The 23767-nt window shown below is 62.2% G+C and carries 24 protein-coding genes; 17 read left to right on the forward strand and 7 right to left on the reverse strand.

What is annotated here, in order from left to right; all coding sequences use genetic code 11:
- Window position 1: 1 nt before the first annotated feature.
- From ACIPZC_RS13530 to ACIPZC_RS13540, 3 genes are read right to left on the reverse strand one after another with little or no spacing between them, the layout of a single operon-like run.
- On the reverse strand, window positions 2-1273 hold the full coding sequence (locus tag ACIPZC_RS13530; RefSeq protein ID WP_400627437.1) for a dihydrolipoamide acetyltransferase family protein: 1272 nt from the start codon (window positions 1271-1273) through the stop codon (window positions 2-4).
- Window positions 1274-2332: an alpha-ketoacid dehydrogenase subunit beta gene (locus ACIPZC_RS13535; protein ID WP_012315573.1), complete on the reverse strand. Its 1059-nt coding sequence runs from the start codon at window positions 2330-2332 to the stop codon at window positions 1274-1276. It lies immediately after the preceding gene.
- Between the two features lies 1 nt (window position 2333).
- Window positions 2334-3566, reverse strand: a complete 1233-nt coding sequence (locus ACIPZC_RS13540; RefSeq protein ID WP_400627439.1) for a 3-methyl-2-oxobutanoate dehydrogenase (2-methylpropanoyl-transferring) subunit alpha — start codon at window positions 3564-3566, stop codon at window positions 2334-2336.
- A 197-nt stretch (window positions 3567-3763) separates the two neighbouring features.
- Here ACIPZC_RS13540 and bkdR point away from each other — a divergent pair, with 197 nt between their 5' ends.
- The 3 genes from bkdR to ACIPZC_RS13555 all read left to right on the forward strand — a co-directional run bounded on the left by bkdR (window position 3764) and on the right by ACIPZC_RS13555 (window position 7151).
- On the forward strand, window positions 3764-4249 hold the full coding sequence (gene bkdR, locus ACIPZC_RS13545) for a Bkd operon transcriptional regulator BkdR (protein WP_008098689.1): 486 nt from the start codon (window positions 3764-3766) through the stop codon (window positions 4247-4249).
- A gap of 198 nt (window positions 4250-4447) precedes the next feature.
- Window positions 4448-5689, forward strand: coding sequence for a glutamine synthetase family protein (locus tag ACIPZC_RS13550; protein WP_400627590.1), 1242 nt, complete (start codon window positions 4448-4450; stop codon window positions 5687-5689).
- 130 nt (window positions 5690-5819) lie between these two features.
- Window positions 5820-7151, forward strand: coding sequence for an MFS transporter (locus ACIPZC_RS13555; RefSeq protein ID WP_400627442.1), 1332 nt, complete (start codon window positions 5820-5822; stop codon window positions 7149-7151).
- Window positions 7152-7299: 148 nt separating this feature from the next.
- Here ACIPZC_RS13555 and ACIPZC_RS13560 read toward each other — a convergent pair whose 3' ends face one another.
- The 4 genes from ACIPZC_RS13560 to flgA form a co-directional block, all read right to left on the reverse strand.
- A complete protein-coding gene (locus ACIPZC_RS13560; RefSeq protein WP_400627444.1) occupies window positions 7300-8043 on the reverse strand; it encodes a flagellar brake protein in 744 nt (247 codons plus the stop codon).
- 80 nt (window positions 8044-8123) lie between these two features.
- Entirely contained in the window at window positions 8124-8591 is a 468-nt protein-coding gene (locus ACIPZC_RS13565) for a flagella synthesis protein FlgN (RefSeq protein ID WP_115274169.1), read from the reverse strand.
- A gap of 49 nt (window positions 8592-8640) precedes the next feature.
- The gene (gene flgM, locus ACIPZC_RS13570) at window positions 8641-8952 is read right to left on the reverse strand and encodes a flagellar biosynthesis anti-sigma factor FlgM (protein ID WP_241804607.1); all 312 of its coding nucleotides are present in this window, start codon (window positions 8950-8952) and stop codon (window positions 8641-8643) included.
- A gap of 151 nt (window positions 8953-9103) precedes the next feature.
- A complete protein-coding gene (flgA, locus tag ACIPZC_RS13575; protein ID WP_400627447.1) occupies window positions 9104-9856 on the reverse strand; it encodes a flagellar basal body P-ring formation chaperone FlgA in 753 nt (250 codons plus the stop codon).
- A 78-nt stretch (window positions 9857-9934) separates the two neighbouring features.
- Between flgA and ACIPZC_RS13580 the strand changes: the two genes are divergently transcribed.
- From ACIPZC_RS13580 to ACIPZC_RS13645, 14 genes are all read left to right on the forward strand, one after another.
- Window positions 9935-10864, forward strand: a complete 930-nt coding sequence (locus ACIPZC_RS13580; protein WP_241804605.1) for a chemotaxis protein CheV — start codon at window positions 9935-9937, stop codon at window positions 10862-10864.
- Window positions 10865-10915: 51 nt separating this feature from the next.
- On the forward strand, window positions 10916-11743 hold the full coding sequence (gene cheR, locus ACIPZC_RS13585) for a protein-glutamate O-methyltransferase CheR (protein WP_012315563.1): 828 nt from the start codon (window positions 10916-10918) through the stop codon (window positions 11741-11743).
- Window positions 11744-12080: 337 nt separating this feature from the next.
- A complete protein-coding gene (gene flgB, locus ACIPZC_RS13590) occupies window positions 12081-12491 on the forward strand; it encodes a flagellar basal body rod protein FlgB (protein ID WP_012315562.1) in 411 nt (136 codons plus the stop codon).
- Between the two features lie 2 nt (window positions 12492-12493).
- Window positions 12494-12937: a flagellar basal body rod protein FlgC gene (gene flgC, locus ACIPZC_RS13595; protein ID WP_012315561.1), complete on the forward strand. Its 444-nt coding sequence runs from the start codon at window positions 12494-12496 to the stop codon at window positions 12935-12937.
- Between the two features lie 15 nt (window positions 12938-12952).
- Entirely contained in the window at window positions 12953-13660 is a 708-nt protein-coding gene (gene flgD, locus ACIPZC_RS13600) for a flagellar hook assembly protein FlgD (RefSeq protein ID WP_241804604.1), read from the forward strand.
- Between the two features lie 30 nt (window positions 13661-13690).
- Window positions 13691-15046, forward strand: coding sequence for a flagellar hook protein FlgE (gene flgE, locus ACIPZC_RS13605; RefSeq protein WP_267817763.1), 1356 nt, complete (start codon window positions 13691-13693; stop codon window positions 15044-15046).
- A gap of 72 nt (window positions 15047-15118) precedes the next feature.
- On the forward strand, window positions 15119-15304 hold the full coding sequence (locus ACIPZC_RS13610; protein ID WP_349976555.1) for a hypothetical protein: 186 nt from the start codon (window positions 15119-15121) through the stop codon (window positions 15302-15304).
- 191 nt (window positions 15305-15495) lie between these two features.
- On the forward strand, window positions 15496-16236 hold the full coding sequence (gene flgF / locus ACIPZC_RS13615) for a flagellar basal-body rod protein FlgF (protein WP_042111635.1): 741 nt from the start codon (window positions 15496-15498) through the stop codon (window positions 16234-16236).
- Between the two features lie 47 nt (window positions 16237-16283).
- A complete protein-coding gene (gene flgG / locus ACIPZC_RS13620) occupies window positions 16284-17069 on the forward strand; it encodes a flagellar basal-body rod protein FlgG (RefSeq protein WP_012315556.1) in 786 nt (261 codons plus the stop codon).
- A gap of 34 nt (window positions 17070-17103) precedes the next feature.
- Entirely contained in the window at window positions 17104-17799 is a 696-nt protein-coding gene (gene flgH / locus ACIPZC_RS13625) for a flagellar basal body L-ring protein FlgH (protein WP_241804601.1), read from the forward strand.
- 12 nt (window positions 17800-17811) lie between these two features.
- Window positions 17812-18921: a flagellar basal body P-ring protein FlgI gene (locus ACIPZC_RS13630; protein ID WP_241804600.1), complete on the forward strand. Its 1110-nt coding sequence runs from the start codon at window positions 17812-17814 to the stop codon at window positions 18919-18921.
- Window positions 18922-18932: 11 nt separating this feature from the next.
- On the forward strand, window positions 18933-20099 hold the full coding sequence (flgJ, locus tag ACIPZC_RS13635) for a flagellar assembly peptidoglycan hydrolase FlgJ (protein WP_400627452.1): 1167 nt from the start codon (window positions 18933-18935) through the stop codon (window positions 20097-20099).
- A 12-nt stretch (window positions 20100-20111) separates the two neighbouring features.
- On the forward strand, window positions 20112-22157 hold the full coding sequence (flgK, locus tag ACIPZC_RS13640) for a flagellar hook-associated protein FlgK (RefSeq protein WP_400627454.1): 2046 nt from the start codon (window positions 20112-20114) through the stop codon (window positions 22155-22157).
- Window positions 22158-22170: 13 nt separating this feature from the next.
- Entirely contained in the window at window positions 22171-23742 is a 1572-nt protein-coding gene (locus ACIPZC_RS13645) for a flagellar hook-associated protein 3 (RefSeq protein WP_400627456.1), read from the forward strand.
- The last annotated feature ends 25 nt before the right edge of the window (window positions 23743-23767 follow it).

A 23767-nucleotide genomic window follows, 5' to 3' on the forward strand; every position in this document is an offset into this window, starting at 1 on the left:
CTTACTCCACGAACAGGCAGGCGGGTTGTTCAAGCAGGCCACGTACAGCCTGGATGAACAGCGCGGCATCCATGCCATCGACCACCCGGTGGTCGAACGAGCTGGACAGGTTCATCATCTTGCGGATCACGATCTGGCCGTCGACCACCATTGGCCGCTCGACCATGCGGTTGACGCCGACGATCGCTACCTCCGGGGTGTTGACCACCGGTGTGCTGACGATACCGCCCAACGCACCGAGGCTGGTCAGGGTGATGGTCGAGCCGGACAGTTCCTCGCGGCTGGCCTTGTTGTTGCGCGCTGCATTGGCCAGGCGGCCAATCTCGCTGGCATTGCCCCACAGGCTGCCGGCCTCGGCGTGGCGCAGCACCGGCACCATCAGGCCGTTGTCGCCTTGGGTGGCGATGCCCACGTGCACCGCGCCATGGCGGGTGATGACCTGGGCTTCATCGTCATAGGTGGCGTTGATCTGCGGGAAGTCGCGCAGCGCCACGACCAGGGCGCGCACCAGGAACGGCAACAGGGTCAGCTTGCCGCGGCTGTCGCCGTGCTTGCTGTTGAGTTGCTGGCGCAGGGCTTCCAGCGCCGTGACGTCGATTTCCTCGACATAACTGAAGTGCGCCACGCGGCGCTTGGCATCCTGCATGCGCTGGGCGATCTTGCGGCGCAGGCCGATCACCTGCACCTGCTCGCTGTCGGTGCGCTTGGCATAACCGCCAGGTGCCTGGCCGGCAGGGCTCTGCGGTTTGCTGATGAAGGCATCGAGGTCTTCGTGCAGGATGCGCCCGGCCGGGCCGCTGCCATGCACGTAACGCAATTCGATACCAGCATCCAGGGCGCGCTTGCGCACAGCGGGGGAGGCCAGCGGCTTTTCGTCGGCCTGGCGCGGCACGATAGGGGCGGCACTGTGCGACGTGGTGGCCGGGCAGGCAACCGGTTGTGCGTCGACACGGGGTTCCGGCTTGGCGGCGACCGGTGCGGCCTGCGGCTCGACCGGCTTGGCCTGCGGCACATCCACGTGGTTGCCGCTACCTTCCACTTCGATGCGGATCAGCTCGCTGCCGACCGCCATCACTTCACCCGGCTGGCCACCCAGGGCCAGCACCTTGCCACTGACCGGCGAAGGGATTTCCACGGTGGCCTTGTCAGTCATGACATCGGCGACCACCTGGTCTTCGGCGATCACATCGCCGACCTTGACGAACCATTCGACCAGCTCGACTTGCGCGATGCCTTCGCCAATGTCCGGCATCTTGATGACGTGCGTGCCCATTCAGACCTCCATGACCCGTTTCAATGCCGCACCAACACGAGAAGGGCCTGGGAAATAAGCCCACTCCTGTGCGTGAGGGTAGGGCGTGTCCCAGCCGGTGACGCGCTCGATGGGCGCTTCGAGGTGATGGAAGCAATGCTCCTGCACCAGCGCTACCAGTTCGGCGCCGAAGCCGCAGGTCCGTGTGGCTTCATGCACGACCACGCAGCGGCCGGTCTTCTTCACCGACGCGACGATGGTGTCCAGGTCCAGCGGCCAGAGGCTGCGCAGGTCGATCACTTCAGCATCCACACCGGTTTCCTCGGCGGCCACCTGGGCCACGTAGACCGTGGTGCCGTAGGTCAATACGGTGACGTCGTTGCCTGGGCGAGTGATGGCCGCTTTGTCCAGCGGCACGGTGTAGTAACCGTCCGGCACGGCACTTTGCGGGTGCTTGGACCACGGGGTCACCGGGCGGTCGTGATGGCCGTCGAACGGGCCGTTGTACAGGCGCTTGGGCTCGAGGAAGATCACCGGGTCATCGCATTCGATCGAGGCGATCAGCAGGCCTTTGGCATCGTACGGGTTAGAGGGCATCACCGTGCGCAGACCGCACACCTGAGTGAACATCGCTTCGGGGCTCTGGCTGTGGGTCTGGCCACCGTAGATGCCGCCACCGCAGGGCATGCGCAGGGTCAGTGGGGAGATGAATTCGCCGGCCGAGCGGTAGCGCAGGCGCGCCATTTCCGAAACGATCTGGTCGGAGGCAGGATAGAAATAGTCGGCGAACTGGATTTCCACCACAGGCCGCAGGCCATAGGCACCCATGCCCACGGCGGTGCCGACGATACCGCTCTCGGAGATCGGTGCGTCGAACACGCGCGATTTGCCGTACTTGGTCTGCAGGCCCTCGGTGCAGCGGAACACGCCGCCGAAGTAGCCCACGTCCTGGCCGTAGATCACCACGTTGTCGTCGCGCTCAAGCATGACATCCATGGCCGAGCGCAGGGCCTGGATCATGGTCATGGTAGTGGTGGCCATGGCGGTTTCCGGTTTGATGCTGTTGTTGTGGTCGTTCATCTCAAACCCCCAGTTCCTGGCGCTGACGGCGCAGGTGGTCGGGCATTTCCTTGTACACATCCTCGAACATCGAGGCTGCACTCGGGATGTGGCCGTTGGCCAGGGTGCCGTATTGTTCGGCTTCCTTTTGCGCGGCGATGACGGCCGCTTCGAACTCGGCGGTGACGGCCTGGTGTTCTTCCTCGGACCAGTGGCCGATCTGGATCAGGTGCTGTTTCAGGCGGGCGATCGGGTCGCCCAGCGGGAAGTGGCTCCAGTCGTCGGCAGGGCGGTATTTGGACGGGTCGTCGGAAGTGGAGTGGGGGCCTGCGCGGTAGGTGACCCACTCGATCAGGCACGGGCCCAGGCCGCGGCGGGCGCGTTCGGCGGCCCAGCGCGAGGCGGCATAGACAGCGACGAAATCGTTGCCGTCCACCCGCAGAGACGCGATACCGCAACCCACGCCACGGCCGGCGAAGGTGGTCGATTCACCGCCGGCGATGGCCTGGAAGGTGGAGATCGCCCACTGGTTGTTGACCACGTTGAGGATCACCGGGGCGCGGTATACGTGGGCGAAGGTCAGTGCGGTGTGGAAGTCTGACTCGGCCGTGGCGCCGTCGCCGATCCAGGCCGAGGCGATCTTGGTATCGCCCTTGATCGCCGAGGCCATGGCCCAGCCGACCGCTTGCACGAACTGCGTCGCCAGGTTGCCGCTGATGGTGAAAAAGCCGGCTTCGCGCACCGAATACATGATCGGTAGCTGGCGGCCCTTGAGCGGGTCGCGCTCGTTGGACAACAACTGGCAGATCATTTCCACCAGCGACACGTCGCGGGCCATCAGGATGCTTTGCTGGCGGTAGGTGGGGAAGCACATGTCGGTGCGGTTCAGCGCCAGCGCCTGGGCGCTGCCGATCGCTTCTTCGCCCAGGCTCTGCATGTAGAAGGACATCTTCTTCTGGCGCTGGGCAAGCACCATGCGGCTGTCGAAAATCCGCGTCTTGAGCATGGCGCGCATGCCTTGGCGCAGCAGTTGCGGATCGATGTCTTCGGCCCATGGGCCAAGAGCATCGCCATGCTCGTCGAGCACGCGGACCAGGCTGTTGGACAGGTCGGCAGTGTCGGCAGCATCGACATCGATGGGCGGTTTACGGACTTGACCCGCGTCGTTCAGGCGCAGGTAGGAAAAATCGGTCTGGCAGCCTGGCCGGCCGGTAGGCTCGGGCACATGCAAACGCAGGGGGGCGTACTCGTTCATGCTTTTTACGCTCGCTCGGATGTTGTTTTTGTGAGCTTTGAAGCGGCCGCCGCTGACTACCGGCTTGTGACTGGCAGGTCAGCGTCAATTACATAGTAGTGACACCCTGGGAGAATTTTTCTCTCAAGTTGATTGCCTTTAGCGAGCGGGCCGGATAAACATTCTGCATAAACACAAAAAACCGGTGAATTTGTCTCATGCGCAAACTCGATCGTACCGATATCGGCATTCTCAACAGCCTTCAGGACAACGCCCGCATCACCAACGCAGAACTGGCGCGGTCGGTGAACCTGTCGCCCACCCCTTGCTTCAACCGGGTCAAGGCCATGGAAGAGCTGGGTGTGATCCGTCAGCAGGTGACCCTGCTGTCGCCGGAGGTGCTGGGGCTGGATGTCAATGTGTTCATCCATGTCAGCCTGGAGAAGCAGGTAGAGCAAGCGCTGCACCGCTTCGAGGAAGAAATCGCCGAGCGCCCGGAGGTGATGGAGTGCTACCTGATGACTGGCGACCCCGACTATTTGCTACGGGTGCTGTTGCCGAGCATTCAGGCGCTGGAGCGGTTTCTCGATTACCTGACGCGACTGCCGGGGGTAGCGAACATACGCTCGAGTTTTGCCTTGAAGCAGGTCCGGTACAAAACGGCGCTGCCATTGCCTGCCAACGGCATGACCCTGCGCGAGTGAGGGGCAAGAACTACGTAGTCGTGGATGCAGGTGCTTGATATTTTAAACACCCCCAGCCTATGTTGTTGCCAGCCCATAACAACAAGGACAAGCGTCATGACCACCGCAGCCCCGCGCTCGCTCGCCGAGCATCTTCAGGGCATCGACCAGATCGAATGTGTCACTCCCGACCTTAACGGCGTTCCCCGTGGCAAGGTCATGACTGCCGATGGCTTCCTCGAAGGCCGGCGCCTGCAGATGGCACGTGGCGTCTTGTTGCAGTGCATCATGGGCGGCTACCCGCCAGCGAAATACTACGGCAGCGACGATGGTGACCTGGCCTTGGTCGCGGAGCCTGCGCAGATCCACCGCTTGCCCTGGAGCGAGGAGGGCCTGGCGCTGGCGATCTGTGATGCCAATGAGCTCGATGGCCGCCCGTCAGGGCTGTCCACCCGCGGGCTACTCAAAGGGGTGATCGCCCGCTATGCCGCGCTGGGCCTGGCGCCGGTGGTGGCCACCGAGCTGGAATTCTTCGTCTTTGCGCCCAACAGTGACCCTGTACAACCGTTTGTGCCGCCGCTGGGCAAGGACGGCCGCCGTGAGCTCGGCCACTCGGCATTCAGTGTCAGCTCCAACAACGGCCTGCGGCCGTTCTTTCAGGAGGTTTACCGGTGCATGGCAGCGCTTGGCCTGCCGCGCGACACCTTCATGCATGAAATGGGCGTCAGCCAGTTCGAAATCAATCTGCTGCACGGCGACCCCTTGCTGCTGGCCGACCAGACGTTCCTGTTCAAGCACTTGCTCAAGGAAGTCGCGCTCAAGCATGGCCTGACGGTGGTGTGCATGGCCAAGCCCCTGGCGCATACGCCGGGCAGCTCGATGCATATCCACCAGAGCCTGGTAGAGACAGCCACGGGGCGGAACGTGTTCAGCGATAACCAGGGGCAGCCGAGCGAGACCTTCCATCATTTCATTGGCGGCCTGCAGGCGTGCATGGCCGATTTCACTGCGCTGTTCGCGCCCAATGTCAACTCGTACCAGCGGCTGTGCCATCCCTATGCGTCGCCGAACAATGCCTGCTGGTCGCATGACAACCGCGCTGCCGGGCTGCGTATTCCGGCCAGCGGCCCCGCGGCGCGGCGCGTCGAGAACCGCCTGCCGGGCGCGGATGCAAACCCCTACCTGGCCATTGCCGCCAGCCTGGCAGCTGGCCTGCACGGCATCGAGCAACGCCTGGCGCCTGCACCGGCCATCCAGGGTGAGTTCCAGGTCCCTGAGCACCTGAGCCTGCCCTGCACCCTGCATGCGGCGCTGGAACGTCTCAAGCGCAGCGCCTTGGCCCGGGAACTGTTCGGGGCTGAGTTCATCGAAGGTTACGCTGCCAGCAAGACGCTTGAGTTGACTGATTTCTACAACGAGATCACGCCGTGGGAGCGGCGCGTGTTGGCGGCACAAGCCTGATCGCGACACGAACGCTACTGCATGCGCCCCTGTTCTGCTATTTCGCAGGCAGGGGACTGCGCCGCGGCTGATTTGCTTTTATGCTTGCCAGCAAGCCAACGCCACCAGACCAGGGAGCCCTACGGGACGTATGCGAAACATCTGGAAGCCGTTTCAGTCGTTGTATTTCGCTGCCTTGATGATGCTTATCGGCTCGGGTCTGCTCAGTACTTACCTGGCTTTGCGCCTGGCGGCCGACAATGTCGACAGCCTGTGGGTCGGTGCGTTGATGGCGGCCAACTATTTCGGCCTGGCTGTCGGCGGCAAGGTTGGCCACCGACTGATCGGTCGGGTAGGGCACATCCGGGCCTATACCACCTGCGCCGGCATCGTCTGTGCGGCGGTGCTGGGCCATGGCATGACCAACTGGCTGCCAGTCTGGGTCGGGCTGCGGATGCTCGTTGGCCTGGGCATGATGTGCCAGTACATGGTCATTGAGAGCTGGCTGAACGAGCAGGCTGACGCCAAGCACCGCGGCGCTGTGTTTGGCGGGTACATGATCGCCTCTTACCTGGGGCTGGTGCTCGGTCAGCTGATTCTGGTGGTGCATCCCGAACTTGGCCCTGAACTGTTGATGCTGGTCGCGATGTGCTTCGCCCTGTGCCTGGTGCCGGTGGCGATGACCCGGCGCATTCACCCGGCGCCGCTGCGCCCGGCACCGATGGAGCCGAAATTCTTCATCAAGCGCGTGCCGCAGTCGCTGAGCACGGTGCTGGGGTCGGGGTTGATCGTCGGCTCTTTCTACGGCCTGGCGCCGCTGTATGCGTCCAGCCAGGGGCTCTCCACCGAGCAGATCGGCTTGTTCATGGGCAGCTGCATCTTTGCCGGGCTGCTGGTGCAGTGGCCGTTGGGCTGGTTGTCCGACCGCTATGACCGGGCCGTGCTGATCCGCAGCGTGGCTGTGGGGCTGGCGCTGGCGGCGGCGCCGCTGGCGGTTCTGCCCAATGTGCCGTTGGAGTTGCTGTTCGGCATCGGCTTTCTGATTTCGCTGTTGCAGTTCTGCCTTTATCCGCTGGCTGTGGCATTTTCCAACGACCACGTGGAAAGCGAGCGGCGTGTCTCGTTGACCGCCATGCTGCTGGTCACCTACGGCGTGGGGGCGTGCATCGGGCCGCTGGCGGCGGGGGTACTGATGAAGGTGCTGGGCGCGCAGATGCTGTATGCCTTCTTCGTGTTCTTCGCCCTGGTGCTGGTGTGGCGGATTCGGCCGAAGGCGGTCACCGGGTTGCACCAGGTACAGGACGCGCCGTTGGGTCACGTGGCCATGCCGGCGGCGGGCTCGCCATTGTCGGCGGCGCTCGACCCGCGGGTGGATGAACAGACCGTGCAGGAGGTAATGCAGGCGCCTGTGGCGGCTGAGGATACCGAGGCTGAAGAGAAGGCCGAACCGGCTGATCCGGGCGAGGTCAGCAAGCCGGTTTGAGGCGGGCCCAGGGTAGGCACAAACGAATAGCCAGTCTCAGGTCAATGCCCGTGAGTACGCTTCATCAGGGCTTCATTAGGGCCGCAAAGCGGCCCTGATCGTTCAAAAGACTGGCATCAGCCTTCAGGGGGGCGTTCTAAGCAGACGATCAATAATCGTCTTTATCGAACCGCCGCGCTTCGCGCTGCAGCTGGTACACGAAGCTCTCTATCTTGCGTTGCGCCTGGCCATTGAGGTTATGGAAGCGTACGCCGGCAAAGGTGGTGTTGATCCGCTCTTCGTAATGCAGGTGGCGCAACTCGACCATCATGTCCACCAGGCCCAGCGGGTTGCTGGCCTTGAAGCGCTCGTAAACCTGGCCCAGTTGCAGACGCGCCTCGACGTCGCCGTCGAACCGCAGCTTGCAGCCAGTGGCGGAGATGTCGAGCAACTTGCCGCGCAAGGCGCCATTACCCTTGAGATGGGTGCCGTCGAGAATCACATCGACCAGCTGCGACAGCTTCAGCGCAGCGCGAAATGCATTGCGCCGCTGGTGGTAGGTCACCTCGTCCGGCAAGGCACCGCGGTAGGAGCGATGGCCATCGACCTCGGTGATCCTCAGTTCGTGGTTGCACTCCCACGCAATGCGTACGCCGTCGTGAAACCCTTCAACGCGGAACGGCTCGCCGTTCTCGATGAATTTTTCGCCATCGCGCGGGATCATCTCGTCCAGCGCCAAAGTATTGCTGTCACGGTCCACATGAACCACGTAGCTCTGGAAACGCTGGCTGCGCTCATGGAAGGTGATGATCAAAGGATCATGGCTCTCCAGCAACTGGCGCAGGTTGGCCGCAATCTCCAAAGGAGTGTTCAGCACCTTTGGCGGTTGCGGAGCATCGGTTTCATTGAACACGGGTTATCAATCTCCAGGCAAAAACGACACACGCAAGTAAAGGCATTTTGCCAGTATGTTCCGTGCCTTGATAGAACTAATCACACTTGGCTGAGCGCCCGAGGCTTGGCCAGTGGCGAAGTGGCGCCACGGCTGTCGTAGAGCGACGGAGAATCGCCGCCCATGAGGATTCTGATCTGGTTGGCCGTGACGTGCTGCTGTACCTGGATGATCCGGCCATTGGTCTCGTTGACCTTCTGGCAGGCGTCCATCAGCTGGGTCAGCACATTGAGCTGCTGCATGATCACTTCACCGTTTGGCGACTGCGCAGCGACGGCCTGAACCCCAGCACGGTCGGCGCTCAGGCCTAGGCTGGTGAGCAGGTGATTGCGCCGCAGGCCTTGCTGCTCGAGCAGAACGATCAGCGATTGCTTGCGGGCCAGGATGCCCTCCAGCGGTGCCATATCGCGCCCATGCAGGGCGACTGCCTCCTGCTGAAGCAGGTCGAGCAGCTCCTGGGTGGGGGCGATGTCGTCTTCGATCAGTTGCAGCAATGTGATGTCGTGCATGGCTAACTCTTGGCTTTTCAAGCGTCCGTGAAGTCAGCGCGCCGAACGGTCAGCGCTGGGCTTCGAAATCGAGCAGTTTGCTGGCGACCCGGCCGGCATCGACCTGGTAGCTGCCATCTGCGATCGCCTGTTTCAACTGTGCCACGCGGGCATTGTCGACAACGGGCTGGTCGCGCAGCTTGTCGCTGACCTTTTGCAACTGCTGGGCCTCTTGGCTGAGGTGTACCGCTTCTCCGCTGGCGCTTGCGCTATTCGGCGCGGTGGTTTCGCCGGACTTGTCGGCGTTGCCGGGCGCGGCATTGCCGCGAACGCCGCCCGTGATGGACGGAGAGTTATTCAAACGACTGAAGTCGATGACCATGATCAGAAACCCCTGGGTATTTGGACGCTTGCCATGTTTTCGGCCATTGCGAAAGAAACTTTAGGCGTAAATGCTCAGCCGCCTCTCGGCAAGCCCGCGAACCCGTTCCTGATACAGTTTAGAAAAAGCGGTAATACACTGCCAGCCCAATCTACATGGCGACCTCCACCTGGCCGGGGGCCGTGACCCGGGCCTTCACTATCCTCTGCGAGTTCAGGTTGCGCACCCGGATCTGTTCGCCCTGGCCGCCTTTGCTGAGGGCCTCGCCGGGCATGCGTACGGCCAGGCTGCCGCTGCGGGCGATGATCACCACATGGTCGCCCTTGCGTACCACCTCGGCCTGCTCCAGGTGCTGTGGGGTCAAAACCTGGTCGATCACCGTCGGGCGCAGCATCTTCATGCCAACCACCTGATCAAGGTCGGTGAGAAAACCTTGGGTGAGGGTGCCAACGTCACGTTCGCGCAGGGCCACGTCACCTTCACCCACGATATTCTGGCGCTTCAGCGGGCGGGTAACCACCACCACATCGCGGAACAGCCGCACCGTGGCCGGCACGAAGACGGTCCACGGCGCGGCGCCGTCGCAGCGTACACGTACCGTGACACGCCCCAATGGCTGCGCCGGGCTTTCCAGCGAAGCGTCCAGTTGCTGGCTGCACAGCGGCATGCGCAGGCGCGGGTCGAGCGAGTTGACCTGTATTTCGTAGCGGCCCGGTGTCTGCGTCGTGGCCAGGTAATCCTCTACGGTGAATTCAAGAAACCCTTGGGTGACACCGATAAGCTGTTCAGGCAAGGTAACCGCGTCCGCCAGCGTTCGAGTGCCGGGTGCCAGCAGGCACAGTGCAGCCAGCGAGCCGCTCAGCAGGTGCGTCAGTCGTCGGAAAATTGTCGTTTTCGTGTACATGACGCTCAAAAAAGCAAAGCCCGTGCCGACTCGCTGTAGGAGTGGCTACGATATGGCAGAAAGAAAAAGGAGTCAGGCATGGCGGGGGTTATGGATTCAGTCAACCAGCGCACACAGCTGGTTGGGCAGAATCGCCTGGAATTGCTGTTGTTCCGCCTCAATGGCGCGCAGCTTTACGGCATCAATGTGTTCAAGGTCCGCGAGGTGCTGCAATGCCCTGAGCTGACCGTGCTGCCCAAGTCCCACCCAGTGGTGCGTGGTGTGGCCAACATTCGTGGGGCGACCATTCCGATTCTCGACCTGTCGATGGCCACCGGCTTGCCCGGGCTGCAGGAAGAGACTCGCAACAGCTTCGTGATCATCACCGAGTACAACACCAAGACCCAAGGTTTTCTGGTGCACTCGGTCGAGCGCATCGTCAACATGAACTGGGAAGAAATCCACCCGCCACCCAAGGGCACCGGCCGCGACCATTACCTGACTGCGGTTACCCGGGTGGACAACCGCATGGTTGAAATCATCGACGTGGAAAAGGTACTGGCCGAGGTGGCGCCGTCGTCCGAGTCGGTGTCAGCCGGTGTGGTCGATGCCGACACCCAGGACAAGGCCGTGCTGCTGCGTGTGCTGACCGTTGACGATTCGTCGGTGGCGCGCAAGCAGGTCAGCCGCTGCCTGCAGACGGTCGGTGTCGAGGTGGTGGCGCTCAATGACGGGCGCCAGGCCTTGGACTACCTGCGCAAACTGGTGGAGGAGGGCAAGCGGCCGGAAGAAGAGTTCCTGATGATGATTTCGGACATCGAGATGCCGGAGATGGACGGTTATACGCTGACCGCCGAAATCCGCAGTGACCCGCGCATGCAAAAGCTGCATATCTGCCTGCATACTTCGCTGTCCGGGGTGTTCAACCAGGCGATGGTCAAGAAGGTCGGTGCCGATGACTTCCTGGCCAAGTTCAGGCCGGACGACCTGGCCCAGCGCGTGGTCGACCGGATCAAGGCAACGCATTGAAGTAGCCGGGAGGCGACTCCCGGTACCTGTGATTGAAAAGAGGCCGCAGTAGTGTCTACGGGTAATTTGGATTTCGAACAGTTCCGGGTATTCCTGGAGAAAGCCTGTGGCATCCTGCTGGGTGAGAACAAGCAGTACCTGGTCTCCAGCCGTCTTAACAAGCTGATGGAGCAGCAGGGCATCAAGAGCCTGGGCGAACTGGTGCAGCGCATCCAGGCTCAGCCGCGTGGAGGGCTGCGCGAGCAGGTGGTGGATGCGATGACCACCAACGAAACCTTGTGGTTTCGCGATACCTACCCATTCGAAGTGCTGAAGAACAAGGTCATTCCCGAGTTCATCAAGAACAACCCCGGCCAGCGCCTGCGCATGTGGTCGGCGGCCTGCTCGTCGGGCCAGGAGCCGTACTCCATTTCGATGGCCATCGATGAGTTCGAGCGCAGCAACCTGGGCCAGTTGAAGATGGGCGCGCAGATCGTTGCCACCGACCTGTCCGGGTCGATGCTGAACAACTGCAAGACCGGTGAATACGACAGCCTGGCGATCGCCCGCGGCTTGTCCCAGGAGCGCCTGCAGCGCTACTTCGACACCAAGGGGCCGGGGCGCTGGGCGGTCAAGCCGGCGATTCGCAGCCGTGTCGAGTTCCGCTCGTTCAACCTGCTCGACAGCTACGCGGCGTTGGGCAAGTTCGACATCGTGTTCTGCCGGAATGTGTTGATCTATTTCTCGGCTCAGGTGAAGAAAGACATCCTGCTGCGTATTCACAGCACCCTGAAGCCAGGTGGGTACCTGTTCCTGGGGGCGTCCGAGGCGCTCAATGGGTTGCCGGACCACTACCAGATGGTGCAGTGCAGCCCCGGGATCATTTACCAGGCCAAGTGACCGGCTGCGAGCGCCCGCCGGTCTGTTTCGGGCAGGCCTGAGCGCGAACGCCGCCCACGCGGCGCTCGCGCTCAAAAGGCTGATGTTCCAAGCAGCGTGTTGCCCCCCCCCAGCGCCACCCCCGCCTGTTGACGTCAATTTTTTGTTTTGCCGCTTTTGCCGCCCGGCAATTGCCGCTTTGCGTTGTTCAGGCGGAAGCCTTTTGCCGCTTTTCTGGCATCGCGCCATCAGCCATCTCCGCCCCAGCCCAGTGTTTCTGGCCTTTCCGAACATTGGCACAGCCCTTGCTATAGCTTGGCCAACGATATTCCGGTCAACCTTCGAAGGTTTCCCCGACATGAGCATCAGTTTCGACAAGGCGCTTGGCATCCATGAAAAGGCACTGGGCTTCCGCGCCCAGCGCGCCGAAGTGCTGGCCAACAACATCGCCAACGCTGACACGCCCAATTACAAGGCGCGTGACATGGACTTCTCTTCGGTGCTCGCCGCCGAAAGCCAGAAGCAGCAGAGCGGTGGCCGCTTTGCCATGGACCGAACCAACAGCCGTCACATCGAGGCCGAAGGCCTGGCCATGGCCGACGACACGCTGCAGTACCGCACACCGACGCAGCCGTCGATCGACCAGAACACCGTGGACGCCCAGATCGAGCAATCGAACTACACGGAAAACGCCATTGGCTTCCAGGCCAGCTTCACCCTGCTCAACAGTAAATTCAAAGGGCTGGTTTCTGCCCTGCGAGGAGAATGACCATGTCCCTGTCCAGTGTCTTCAACATTGCCGGTAGCGGCATGAGCGCGCAGAACACCCGCCTCAACACCGTTGCTTCCAACATTGCCAACGCCGAGACGGTTTCGTCGAGTATCGATCAGACCTACCGCGCGCGGCACCCGGTGTTCGCCACCACCTTCCAGAATGCGCAGGCCGGCGGCAGCCAGTCGCTGTTCGAAGACCAGGGCGAGGCAGGGCAGGGTGTGCAGGTCAAGGGCATCATCGAAGACCAAAGCAACCTCGAGGCACGCTACGAGCCCAACCACCCGGCGGCGAACAAGGACGGTTACGTCTACTACCCGAACGTCAATGTGGTCGAGGAGATGGCTGACATGATCTCCGCCAGCCGCGCGTTCCAGACCAACGCCGAGCTGATGAACACCGCCAAGAACATGATGCAGAAAGTGCTGACCCTGGGTCAGTGATAAGGAATCCGGACCATGGCAGTCGATAGCACCAGCGGTGTGAACCTCAATGATGTCCTGACAGCGTCGGGCGTCGGTGGTACCACCAAGAAAACCACCGATACCGTGTCCAAGACCGGTACCGATACGCTTGGCAAGGACGCGTTCCTGCAGTTGCTGGTTACCCAGATGCAGCACCAGAACCCGCTGGATCCGCAGGAGAACGGTGAGTTCGTGGCCCAGCTGGCGCAGTTCAGCAGCCTGGAAGGCATCACCTCCCTGAACGAATCGGTCAGCAGCATTACCAATGCCATGGCGTCGTCCCAGGCCCTGCAGGCCTCCTCGCTGGTCGGCCGTTCGGTGGTGGTGCAGAACGACAAGGCGGTGGTCGATACCACTGAAAGCTTCAATGCACAGTTCGTCGTGCCGCAGGCAATCAGTGAAGCGAAGATCACCATCAAGGACAAGGACGGCAATACCGTCAAGACCATCGAGCTGGGCGAGCAGAAAGCCGGCTATGCCGACTTCATCTGGGACGGCACCAACGACAGCGGCGAGAAGGTCGACCCGGGCACCTACACCTTCGCCGCCAGCACCACCGTGGATGGCCAGTCAGTGCAGATGAGCACGCTGCTGCCGGCCAAGGTGACCAGCGTCAGCTTCAATGCCACCGGCGAAATGGTGCTCAACCTTGCTGGCGTCGGCAAGGTCTCCCTCTCTGACATACAAACCATCGGTATCTAAGGCCCGCCAGCGCGGCGCAGGAGCGAATTCATGTCTTTCAATATCGGCCTTAGCGGTCTGTACGCAGCCAACAAACAGCTGGACGTTACCGGCAACAACATCGCCAACGTCAATACCACAGGCTTCAAATCCTCGCGTGCCGAGTTCGCCGACGTCTATGCCGGTGCCAACCGCCTGGGTGTGGGCAAGAACCAAGTCGGCAACGGCGTGCGCCTGGCGGCGATCTCGCAGCAATTCACCCAGGGTGATGTCAACAACACGGGTAATGTGCTGGACATGGGTATCCAGGGCCAGGGCTTCTTCGTCCTGTCCGACAACGGTTCGCGGGTCTACACCCGTGCCGGTGCGTTCCAGGCCGACAAGAACAACTTCGTGGTCACCTCGGACGGCCTGCGCCTGCAAGGCTACGCGGCCGATGCGAACGGTAAGATCCAGAAGGGTGTGCTGACTGACCTGCAGATCGACACCTCGGCGCTGCAGCCAAAAGCCACCTCGCTGATTGACCAAGGCATCAACCTGAACTCCTCGGCCACCGATATTCCACTGGAAATCGATGATGGCACGGGTGCGATGGTGCCTAATCTGCCGTTCGACCCTACCGACGAGACGACCTACACCAAGTCGTTCCCGACCAAGGTGTACGACAGCCAGGGTAACGAGCACACCATGGAGCAGTTCTACCGCAAGACCGGTACGAACGAATGGACCATGTACACGTTGGTCGACGGTCGAAACCCGTTCGATCCTGCTTCCACCACCCCGCTGACCGGCACCATCAGTTTCAGCAGCGATGGTTCTGTGAGCAGCATGACTGCCGATAACACGGGCCATCCGGCGGGTGCGTCGTTCACCGTGACCAACAACACCTTCACCATGACCGGTTGGGTGCCAGCGGTCGAGGATTCGGCAGGCAACTGGGCGTCCAATGGCGCTGCGGGTAACGCCGATGGCATGAAGCTGTCGATGAACAGCACCACGTCCTACAACACCGAGACCGCGCGCATGTCGCAGTCCCAGGATGGTTACGCCACCGGTATCCTGTCGAGCCTGAGCATCGACTCCACCGGCGTGATGTTCGCCAGCTTCAGCAACCAGCAGTCGCGCGCCATTGGCCAGGTGGCGCTGGCCAGCTTCGCCAATGAGCAGGGCTTGCAGCAGATCGGCGGCACCCGCTGGACCGAAACCTTCTCTTCCGGAATTCCCGGCATCGACGAGCCCAAGACCGGTACTCTGGGTAGCGTCGAGTCCAATGCCCTGGAGGCTTCGAACGTCAACCTGACCCAGGAGTTGGTCGAGCTGATCAAGGCGCAGAGCAACTATCAGGCGAACGCCAAGACCATCTCCACCGAAAGCACCATCATGCAGACCATCATCCAGATGACCTGATGGTCGCGGGTTGATTGTGTGAAGACGAACCCCTTTGCCATGAAGGGGTTCGTCGTTTTTGTGGGAGGGCTTATGAAAAAGTGGCTTGTCGCCGCGCTTGCCGTGTTCTGCCTATATCAGGCTCATGCGGGTACTGCGCCCTGGTGGCGCTGGGAAAGCCAGGTGGATGGGCGCCTGGTGTGCTCGCAGTGGTCGCCGGGGGAGGGCTGGAAGCGTTTTGCCGGGCCCTACAACAATGGCGGTTGCCGCGATCGGTGATTGCCTGCGCCGGCTTTGCCGCTACCGGCAACCCCGCGCCGGATAACCGGCGTTCTCCTGCCTGGTAGCACCCTTCAAAGCCCGTATTTACGGGCTTTTTCAGCATTTCAAAAAGTTGGTTCGGAACTTGCTTTAGTGCCTGCACAGCAACGGCGAGCGGCAAACGATCGCCAGTGCAGCGGAGGATGACTGTGGACAAGATGCTTTACGTGGCCATGACCGGCGCCAGCCAGAACGCGCTGGCGCAGAAGGCCCACGCCAACAACCTGGCGAACATTTCCACCAATGGTTTCCAGCGTGACCTGGAGCAGGCGCGCTCGATGCCGGTGTTCGGTGACAGCTTTCCGTCGCGGGCGTTTGCCATGACCGAGCGTCCGGCCACCGACTTCAGTGAAGGGCCCATGGTCGAGACCGGGCGTGACCTGGACGTGGCGGTGGCGGGGCAGGGCTTCATTGCCGTGCAGGCCCCCGATGGCAGCGAAGCCTACGTACGTACCGGTAGCCTGAACATCGATGCACTCGGCGTGCTGCGCGCCGGTAATGGCATGCCGGTGATCGGCAACGGCGGGCCTATCGCCATTCCGCCAGAGCAGAAAGTCGAAGTCGGCGCTGACGGCACCATCAGCATCCGCTCCATGGGTGAAGACCCGCGGGTAATGGCTGAGGTCGACCGGATCAAGCTGGTCAACCCGGACACCAAGGGCCTGACCAAGGGCCTGGACGGGCTGATCCACACCACCAGCGGCCAGCCGGCAGCTGCCGATGTCAACGTCAAGGTCGTATCTGGCTTCCTCGAAGGCAGCAACGTCAATGCCGTCGAAGAAATGACGTCGGTGCTGGCGCTGTCTCGCCAATTCGAACTGCACGTGAAGATGATGAACGCGGCCAAGGAAGGCGATGAAGCCATGGCGCGTGTTTTGCAACTCGGCTAACCACACTTGAACGGGTGCCGTAAAACAGGCGCACGAGGAGAATACTGATGCTTCCGGCTCTTTGGGTCGCTAAAACCGGCCTGTCCGCCCAGGACACCAACCTGACGGTCATTTCCAACAACCTGGCCAACGTTTCGACCACTGGCTTCAAGCGCGACCGCGCCGAATTCCAGGACCTGCTGTACCAGATCAAACGCCAGCCAGGCGCGCAGTCCACCCAGGACAGCGAACTGCCGTCGGGCCTGCAGGTCGGTACCGGTGTGCGCATCGTCGGCACCCAGAAAAACTTCCAGACCGGCAGCCTGCAGACCACCGAAAACCCGCTGGACATGGCGGTCAACGGCCGTGGTTTCTTCCAGGTGTTGCAGCCGGACGGTACGGTTTCGTACACCCGTGACGGTACCTTCCACCTGAACTCCGACGGCCAGATCGTCACCGCCAACGGCTTCGCGCTGGAGCCTGCGGTGGTCGTGCCGAACGACGCCCAGACCTTCACCGTAGGCCAGGACGGCACCGTGTCGATCACCACCGCTGGCAACCCGGCAGCGCAGGTGATCGGCAACATCCAGACCGCCGACTTCATCAACCCGGCCGGCCTGCAGGCGATCGGCGACAACCTGTTCCTGGAAACCGCTGCCAGTGGTGCCCCACAGGTCGGTACCCCAGGCCTGAACGGCTTCGGCACCACCCTGCAACAGACCCTGGAAAACTCCAACGTCAGCACCGTGGAAGAGCTGGTGAACATGATCACCACGCAGCGCGCCTACGAGATGAACTCCAAGGTCATCTCCACTGCTGACCAGATGCTGTCGTTCGTCACTCAGCAGCTGTAAGCCCAAGTCCCTGTTACACCGTGAGGTAAGCGTCATGAATCGTCTGTTGTCCCTGTTCGCCCTGGGGGGGGCGGTGTTGCTGGCTGGTTGCGTCGCGCCGACGCCCAAGCCCAACGACCCGTACTACGCGCCGGTTTTGCCGCGCACCCCGTTGCCGGCAGCGGCCAACAACGGTTCGATCTACCAGGCCGGCTTCGAGCAGAACCTGTACAGCGACCGCAAGGCGTTCCGCGTGGGTGACATCATCACCATCACGCTCAACGAACGTACCTCGGCCAGCAAGAATGCCGGTTCGCAGATCCAGAAGGACAGCAGCGCCAACATCGGCCTGACCTCGCTGTTCGGTGCCACGCCGAACACCAACAACCCGTTCGGCGGCGGCGACCTGTCGCTGGAGGCGGGCTACAGCGGTGAGCGTGCCACCAAGGGTGACAGCAAGGCCACCCAGGGCAACACGTTGACCGGCTCGATCACCGTCACCGTCGCCGAAGTGCTGCCCAACGGCATCATCGCCGTGCGGGGTGAGAAGTGGATGACCCTGAACACCGGCGAAGAGCTGGTGCGCATCGCCGGGCTGATCCGCGCCGACGACATCGCCACCGACAACACCGTGCCGTCCACCCGTGTGGCCGACGCGCGCATCACCTATTCGGGTACCGGTTCCTTCGCCGACGCCAGCCAGCCTGGCTGGCTGGACCGTTTCTTCCTCAGCCCGCTTTGGCCCTTCTGAGTACGGATGAACATGTTCAACGTCAGGCAACTGATTGCCGCAACCTTGCTTCTGTCCTGTGCGTTCGGCGCCCATGCCGAGCGCCTGAAGGACATCGCCAGTATCTCGGGCGTGCGTTCCAACCAGTTGATCGGTTACGGCCTGGTGGTGGGCCTCAACGGCACGGGTGACCAGACCACCCAGACGCCGTTCACGCTGCAGACGTTCAACAACATGCTGTCGCAGTTCGGCATCAAAGTGCCCGCCGGCTCCGGCAACGTGCAGTTGAAGAACGTCGCCGCAGTGTCGGTGCATGCCGACTTGCCGCCCTTCGCCAAGCCGGGCCAGGTGGTGGACATTACCGTGTCCTCGATCGGCAACTCCAAGAGCCTGCGCGGCGGTAGCCTGCTGATGACCCCGCTCAAGGGTATCGACGGCAACGTCTACGCCATTGCCCAGGGCAACCTGGTGGTCGGCGGCTTCGATGCCGAAGGCCGCGATGGCTCGAAAATCACCGTCAACGTTCCGTCGGCGGGTCGTATTCCAGGTGGCGCTTCGGTGGAACGTGCAGTACCGAGCGGGTTCAACCAGGGCAATACCCTGACGTTGAACCTCAACCGGCCCGACTTCACCACCGCCAAGCGTATCGTCGACAAGGTCAACGAACTGCTCGGCCCAGGCGTCGCCCAGGCGGTGGACGGCGGCTCGGTGCGCGTCAGCGCGCCGATGGACCCGACCCAGCGTGTGGACTACCTGTCGATTCTCGAAAACCTCGAGATCGACCCGGGCCAGGCCGTTGCCAAGGTCATCATCAACTCGCGTACCGGCACCATCGTGATCGGCCAGAACGTCAAGGTTTCGCCGGCGGCGGTGACCCACGGCAGCCTCACCGTGACCATCACCGAAGACCCGATCGTCAGCCAGCCGGGGCCGTTCTCCAATGGCGAGACCGCCGTAGTGCCACGCTCGCGGGTCAACGCGCAACAGGAAGCCAAGCCAATGTTCAAGTTCGGCCCGGGCACCACACTGGATGAAATCGTCCGTGCGGTGAACCAGGTGGGCGCAGCGCCCAGCGACCTGATGGCCATCCTCGAAGCCCTGAAACAGGCCGGCGCCTTGCAGGCCGACCTGATCGTGATCTGAGGACGCCACGCATGAACTCGAAAAGCCTGGTTTCCAGCGCGGCCGACAGCGGCGCCTACACCGACCTCAATCGCCTGAGCTCGCTCAAGCACGGTGATCGCGACAGCGATGCCAACGTGCGCAAGGTGGCCCAGGAATTCGAGTCGCTGTTCATCAGCGAAATGCTCAAGGCCTCGCGCAAGGCCAGTGACGTACTGGCCGACGACAACCCGATGAACAGCGCGACGGTCAAGCAGTACCGCGACATGTACGACCAGCAGCTGGCTGTGAGCATGTCCCGCGAGGGGGGCGGTATCGGCCTGCAGGACGTGCTGGTGCGCCAGCTGTCGAAGAACAAGAGCGCGCCGGTCAACACCAGCCCGTTCCCCCGTAGCGAAGGCAATGCGCCGGCGCTGTGGGGCAACAAGGTAGCCGACCCGGTACATGCCGTGCAGTCGACTGCCACCCGCAATGACGTTGCCGCGCTCAATTCAAGGCGCCTGGCGTTGCCAGGCAAGCTGACCGACCGCTTGCTGGCCGGTATCGTGCCCTCGGCGGGCAACCCGGCGGCAGCCACCAATACCGCCGCCGTACCGGCCCGCGATGGGCAGCAGGTGGCGCAGAGCTTCGCCGTGCCCGAGCGCGGGCTGCGCATCACCGGCCGTGCCGTGGCGCAGCCGCCTCTGGCGCCGAAAAAAGCGTTCACCGACAGCGACGCATTCGTCGCCACCATGCTGCCGATGGCCGAGCAGGCCGCCAAGCGCATCGGTGTCGACCCGCGTTATCTGGTGGCCCAGGCAGCCCTTGAAACCGGCTGGGGCAAGTCGGTCATGCGCAACAGCGATGGCAGCAGCAGCCACAACCTGTTCGGCATCAAAGCCACGGGCAATTGGGAAGGCGATTCGGCGCGGGCGATCACCAGCGAGTTCCGTGACGGCCAGTTCGTCAAGGAGACCGCAGCGTTCCGCTCCTACGACTCCTATCAGGACAGCTTCCACGACCTGGTCAGCCTGCTGCAGAACAATTCCCGCTATCAAGAAGCGGTGAAGGCGGCCGATAAGCCAGAACAGTTCGTGCAAGAGTTGCAAAAGGCCGGGTACGCCACCGACCCGAATTACGCCAGCAAGATCTCGCAGATCGCAAGACAGATGAAGTCGTACGAGAGCTATGCATCGCTCGGTACTACAACGAAACTTTAAGGGCATGGAACCATGGCGAGTCTGATCAACATTGGTATGTCGGGGCTTGGCGCCGCGCAGTCGGGGATGTACACCCTCGGTAACAACATCTCCAACGCCGACGTCGATAGCTACTCGCGCCAGCAGAACGTGCAGAAGACCAAAGGCGGCCAGCAGGTCGGCCAGGTCTTCATCGGCAGCGGCACCACGCTGGCCGATGTGCGCCGTGTCTACAACGCGTTCCTCGAGAACCAGTTGCGTACCACCACCTCGCTGAGCAGCGAAGCTTCCTCGTACCTGAATCAGATCACGCCGCTGGATACCGCCCTTTCCAGCAGCGACACCGGCATCACCGCGGCCCTGCAGAGCTTCTTCAGCGCCATGCAGGACGCCGCCGCCAAGCCGACCGAAGACGCCTCGCGCCAACTGCTGCTGACCAGCGCCCAGTCCCTGGCCAAGCGCTTCAATACCCTGTCGTCGCAGCTCAATCAGCAGAACAGCAACATCAACAGCAACATGGCCTCGCTGGCTGAACAGGTCAACAGCCTGACCAAGACCATTGCCGACCTCAACGATCAGATTTCCCGCGTCGCCTCCATCTCCGGCCAGCCCAATGACCTGCTCGACCAGCGCGACGGTGCGGTGCGTGAGCTGAGTGCTTTGATCGGCACCGATGTGGTCGAGCGTGACGGCAACTACGACATCTACCTGAAGAACGGCCAGGCGCTGGTGCTGGGCAAGACCACCCAGACCCTGGGCGTGGAGCCCAGTGCCACCGACCCGACCCGCATGAGCCTGATCCTCAACCGCGGTTCGACCAAGATGGACATCACCAACAGCACCACCGGTGGTGAGATGGGCGGCCTGATCCGCTACCGCAAGGAAACCCTCGACCCTGCGCTCAACGAGCTGGGCCGTGTGGCGCTGGTGGTGGCCGACGCGATCAACAGCCAGCTGGCCCAGGGCATCGACAAGAATGGTGAGTTCGGCAGCAACCTGTTCGCCGACATCAACAGCGCCAAGGCCATCAGCGAGCGCAGCATCGCCAAGTCGGGCAACAGTGCCGGGTCCGGCAACCTGGATGTGACCATCAAGGACACTGGCAAGCTGTCTACCAGCGACTACCAGGTGACCTTCACCAGCGCCACCGGCTACAACGTGCGCAAGCTGCCTGAAGGCACCGACATGGGCAGCTTCGATCTGACCGACACCCCGCCACCGGTGATCGACGGTTTCACCCTGTCGCTCAATGGCGGCGCGCTGAGTGCCGGCGACAGCTTCAAGATCACCCCGACGCGCAATGCAGCGGCTGGCATCGAGGCGACGCTGACCGACCCCAAGCGTCTGGCCATGGCCTCGCCACTGACCGGTACCAGCGGTTCGGGCAACAAGGGCACCGGCACCATCACCCAGCCGACCCTGACATCCCAGCTGGACATCTACGACGCTGCCCAGCGCGCCGACCTGCAGACTGGCCTGAAGTATTCCACGCCGGTCAAGCTGGTGTTCGGTGACGACACCGCCTCGCCCCAGGCGTACACCCTGTACGACGCCAAGGGCAACTCCATTGGCAGTGGCACCATCGTGCCCGGCCAGGACAACAAGTTGCAGCTGTCGGTGCCGATGGTCGATGCCAGTGGCAACCCGATCATGGATGGCGCGACCCAGAAGACCTTCACGTTCGAAATGGATGTCTCGGGTGCACCTAAAAATGGCGACAGCTTCACCGTCGGGCTGACTGCAGCCGGCTCTGCCGACAACCGCAACGCCCAGTCGGTGATTGATCTGCAGACCAAGTCGACTGTCGAAGTAGGTGCCGACGGCAAGGGCATCAGTTTTAGCGACGCCTACGCCAAGCTGGTATCGAACGTCGGCGGTAAGGCTGGCCAGGCACAGATGGACAGCGATGCCACTACCGCGCTGCAAACCTCGGCGCTGGACAGCCGTAACGGCTTGTCCGGCGTGTCGATCGACGAAGAGACTGGCAACCTGATCAAGTTCCAGCAGTACTACACCGCGTCGTCGCAGATCATCAAGGCGGCCCAGGAAACTTTCGCCACCCTGATCAACAGTCTTTAAGGAGCCGTAGATCGTGAGCGTACGCATCTCAACTTCGCAGTTCTACAACACCAACAGTGCCAACTATCAGCGCAACTTCGCCAACACGGTGAAGACTCAGCAGGAAGCCACCGATGGTATCCGCGTGCGCACGGCCAAGGACGACCCGGTAGGCGCATCGCGCCTGCTGCAGCTCGAACAGCAGCAGAACATGATCGACCAGTTCAACGGCAACACCACCAGCGTGCGCAACGCACTGGGCACGGCCGAGAGCACGCTGAACGCTATCGGCAACATCCTGCAGCGGGTCAACGAGCTGGCGGTCAGTTCCGGTAACGCAAGTTTCACCGACGAAGACCGCAAGGCCAACGCCGCCGAGCTGGATTCGCTGGAGCAACAGCTGTTCACCTTGATGAACAGCAAGGATGAGAACGGCAAGTACATCTTCTCCGGCTCCAAAGGTGACACCCAGCCGTACGTGCGCAACGCCGATGGTACCTACACCTACCAGGGCGACCAGAGCCAGCTGAAGCTGCAGGTCGGCGACATGCTCAGCCTGGCGGCCAACGAAACCGGTTATGACGCCTTCGAGCAGGCCCTGAACACCAGCCGCAGCGAGACACGCCTGACCAGCCCGGCGGTCGATGATGGCCGTGTCACCCTGTCCAATGGCCAGGTGTCTGGCAGCTCCACCTACAATGATCGTTTCCGCAGTGGTGAGCCCTACAGCATCGAATTCACCAGCAGCACGGAATTCAAGATCACCGACGCCAGTGGCAATGACGTGACTCTGGAAGCTACACAGGGCGGCAAGTTCGACCCCAATGGCGAGAACACCTCGATCAGCTTCCGCGGCGTGGACCTGCGCCTGGATATCACCTTCCAGACCGGTGACGAAGCCGATCCGGATGCTGCCATCGCCGGCCATACCTTCAGCCTCAGCTCCAAGGCCGATGAGATTTCCGGTACCCGCAGCCCGGGTAACCCCTCGTCGACCCAGGTGACCGGCGCGACGATCACCGACCAGGCCGCCTACAAGGCTGCGTTCCCCGAAGGCGCAGTGCTGAAGTTCACCAGTGCCACCGACTTCGAGCTGTATGCTTCGCCGGTCAGCGCCAACAGTCGGCCGATTTCCACCGGCACCCTCAGCGGCACCACCGCGACCGCGATGGGCGTGGAGTTCGAGCTGTCGGGCGCACCGAGTGCCGGTGATTCGTTCGCCATCAAGGTCGATACGCACCAGACGCAGAACGTCCTGGACACCATCAGCCAGCTGCGCGCTGCACTCAGCACGCCGATCGATGGTGACCCGGCGGCGGCGCAGGCGTTCAAGTCGGCGCTGGATTCGGCGATTGGCAATATCGGCAGCGCGACCAACCAGGTGACCTCGTCGATCGCCTCGATTGGCGGCCGTGGCCAGGCACTGGACGTTCAGGCTGAAACCAATGCTGCGCTGAGTGCGGAAAACACCAAGACCCAGAGCTCGATCCGCGAGAGCGACCCGGCCGAGGTGATGATCCGCCTGCAGATGCAGACCAACATGCTGCAGGCTTCGCTGCAGGCGTATGCCAAGGTCGCCGGCCTGTCGCTGGTCAATTACATCTGATAACGCCCTGTGCGTAGTCAAACGT

It is taken from the genome of Pseudomonas sp. NPDC089743 (assembly GCF_044748785.1).
Lineage (GTDB): Bacteria > Pseudomonadota > Gammaproteobacteria > Pseudomonadales > Pseudomonadaceae > Aquipseudomonas > Aquipseudomonas putida_X.

Coding starts and splice junctions, on each gene's coding strand:
- ACIPZC_RS13530 (WP_400627437.1), bottom strand. CDS start 1,273: ATGGGCACGCACGTCATCAAGATGCCGGACATTGGCGAAGGCATCGCG.
- ACIPZC_RS13535 (WP_012315573.1), bottom strand. CDS start 2,332: ATGAACGACCACAACAACAGCATCAAACCGGAAACCGCCATGGCCACC.
- ACIPZC_RS13540 (WP_400627439.1), bottom strand. CDS start 3,566: ATGAACGAGTACGCCCCCCTGCGTTTGCATGTGCCCGAGCCTACCGGC.
- bkdR (WP_008098689.1), top strand. CDS start 3,764: ATGCGCAAACTCGATCGTACCGATATCGGCATTCTCAACAGCCTTCAG.
- ACIPZC_RS13550 (WP_400627590.1), top strand. CDS start 4,448: ATGACTGCCGATGGCTTCCTCGAAGGCCGGCGCCTGCAGATGGCACGT.
- ACIPZC_RS13555 (WP_400627442.1), top strand. CDS start 5,820: ATGCGAAACATCTGGAAGCCGTTTCAGTCGTTGTATTTCGCTGCCTTG.
- ACIPZC_RS13565 (WP_115274169.1), bottom strand. CDS start 8,591: ATGCACGACATCACATTGCTGCAACTGATCGAAGACGACATCGCCCCC.
- flgM (WP_241804607.1), bottom strand. CDS start 8,952: ATGGTCATCGACTTCAGTCGTTTGAATAACTCTCCGTCCATCACGGGC.
- flgA (WP_400627447.1), bottom strand. CDS start 9,856: ATGTACACGAAAACGACAATTTTCCGACGACTGACGCACCTGCTGAGC.
- ACIPZC_RS13580 (WP_241804605.1), top strand. CDS start 9,935: ATGGCGGGGGTTATGGATTCAGTCAACCAGCGCACACAGCTGGTTGGG.
- flgB (WP_012315562.1), top strand. CDS start 12,081: ATGAGCATCAGTTTCGACAAGGCGCTTGGCATCCATGAAAAGGCACTG.
- flgC (WP_012315561.1), top strand. CDS start 12,494: ATGTCCCTGTCCAGTGTCTTCAACATTGCCGGTAGCGGCATGAGCGCG.
- flgD (WP_241804604.1), top strand. CDS start 12,953: ATGGCAGTCGATAGCACCAGCGGTGTGAACCTCAATGATGTCCTGACA.
- flgE (WP_267817763.1), top strand. CDS start 13,691: ATGTCTTTCAATATCGGCCTTAGCGGTCTGTACGCAGCCAACAAACAG.
- ACIPZC_RS13610 (WP_349976555.1), top strand. CDS start 15,119: ATGAAAAAGTGGCTTGTCGCCGCGCTTGCCGTGTTCTGCCTATATCAG.
- flgG (WP_012315556.1), top strand. CDS start 16,284: ATGCTTCCGGCTCTTTGGGTCGCTAAAACCGGCCTGTCCGCCCAGGAC.
- flgH (WP_241804601.1), top strand. CDS start 17,104: ATGAATCGTCTGTTGTCCCTGTTCGCCCTGGGGGGGGCGGTGTTGCTG.
- ACIPZC_RS13630 (WP_241804600.1), top strand. CDS start 17,812: ATGTTCAACGTCAGGCAACTGATTGCCGCAACCTTGCTTCTGTCCTGT.
- flgJ (WP_400627452.1), top strand. CDS start 18,933: ATGAACTCGAAAAGCCTGGTTTCCAGCGCGGCCGACAGCGGCGCCTAC.
- flgK (WP_400627454.1), top strand. CDS start 20,112: ATGGCGAGTCTGATCAACATTGGTATGTCGGGGCTTGGCGCCGCGCAG.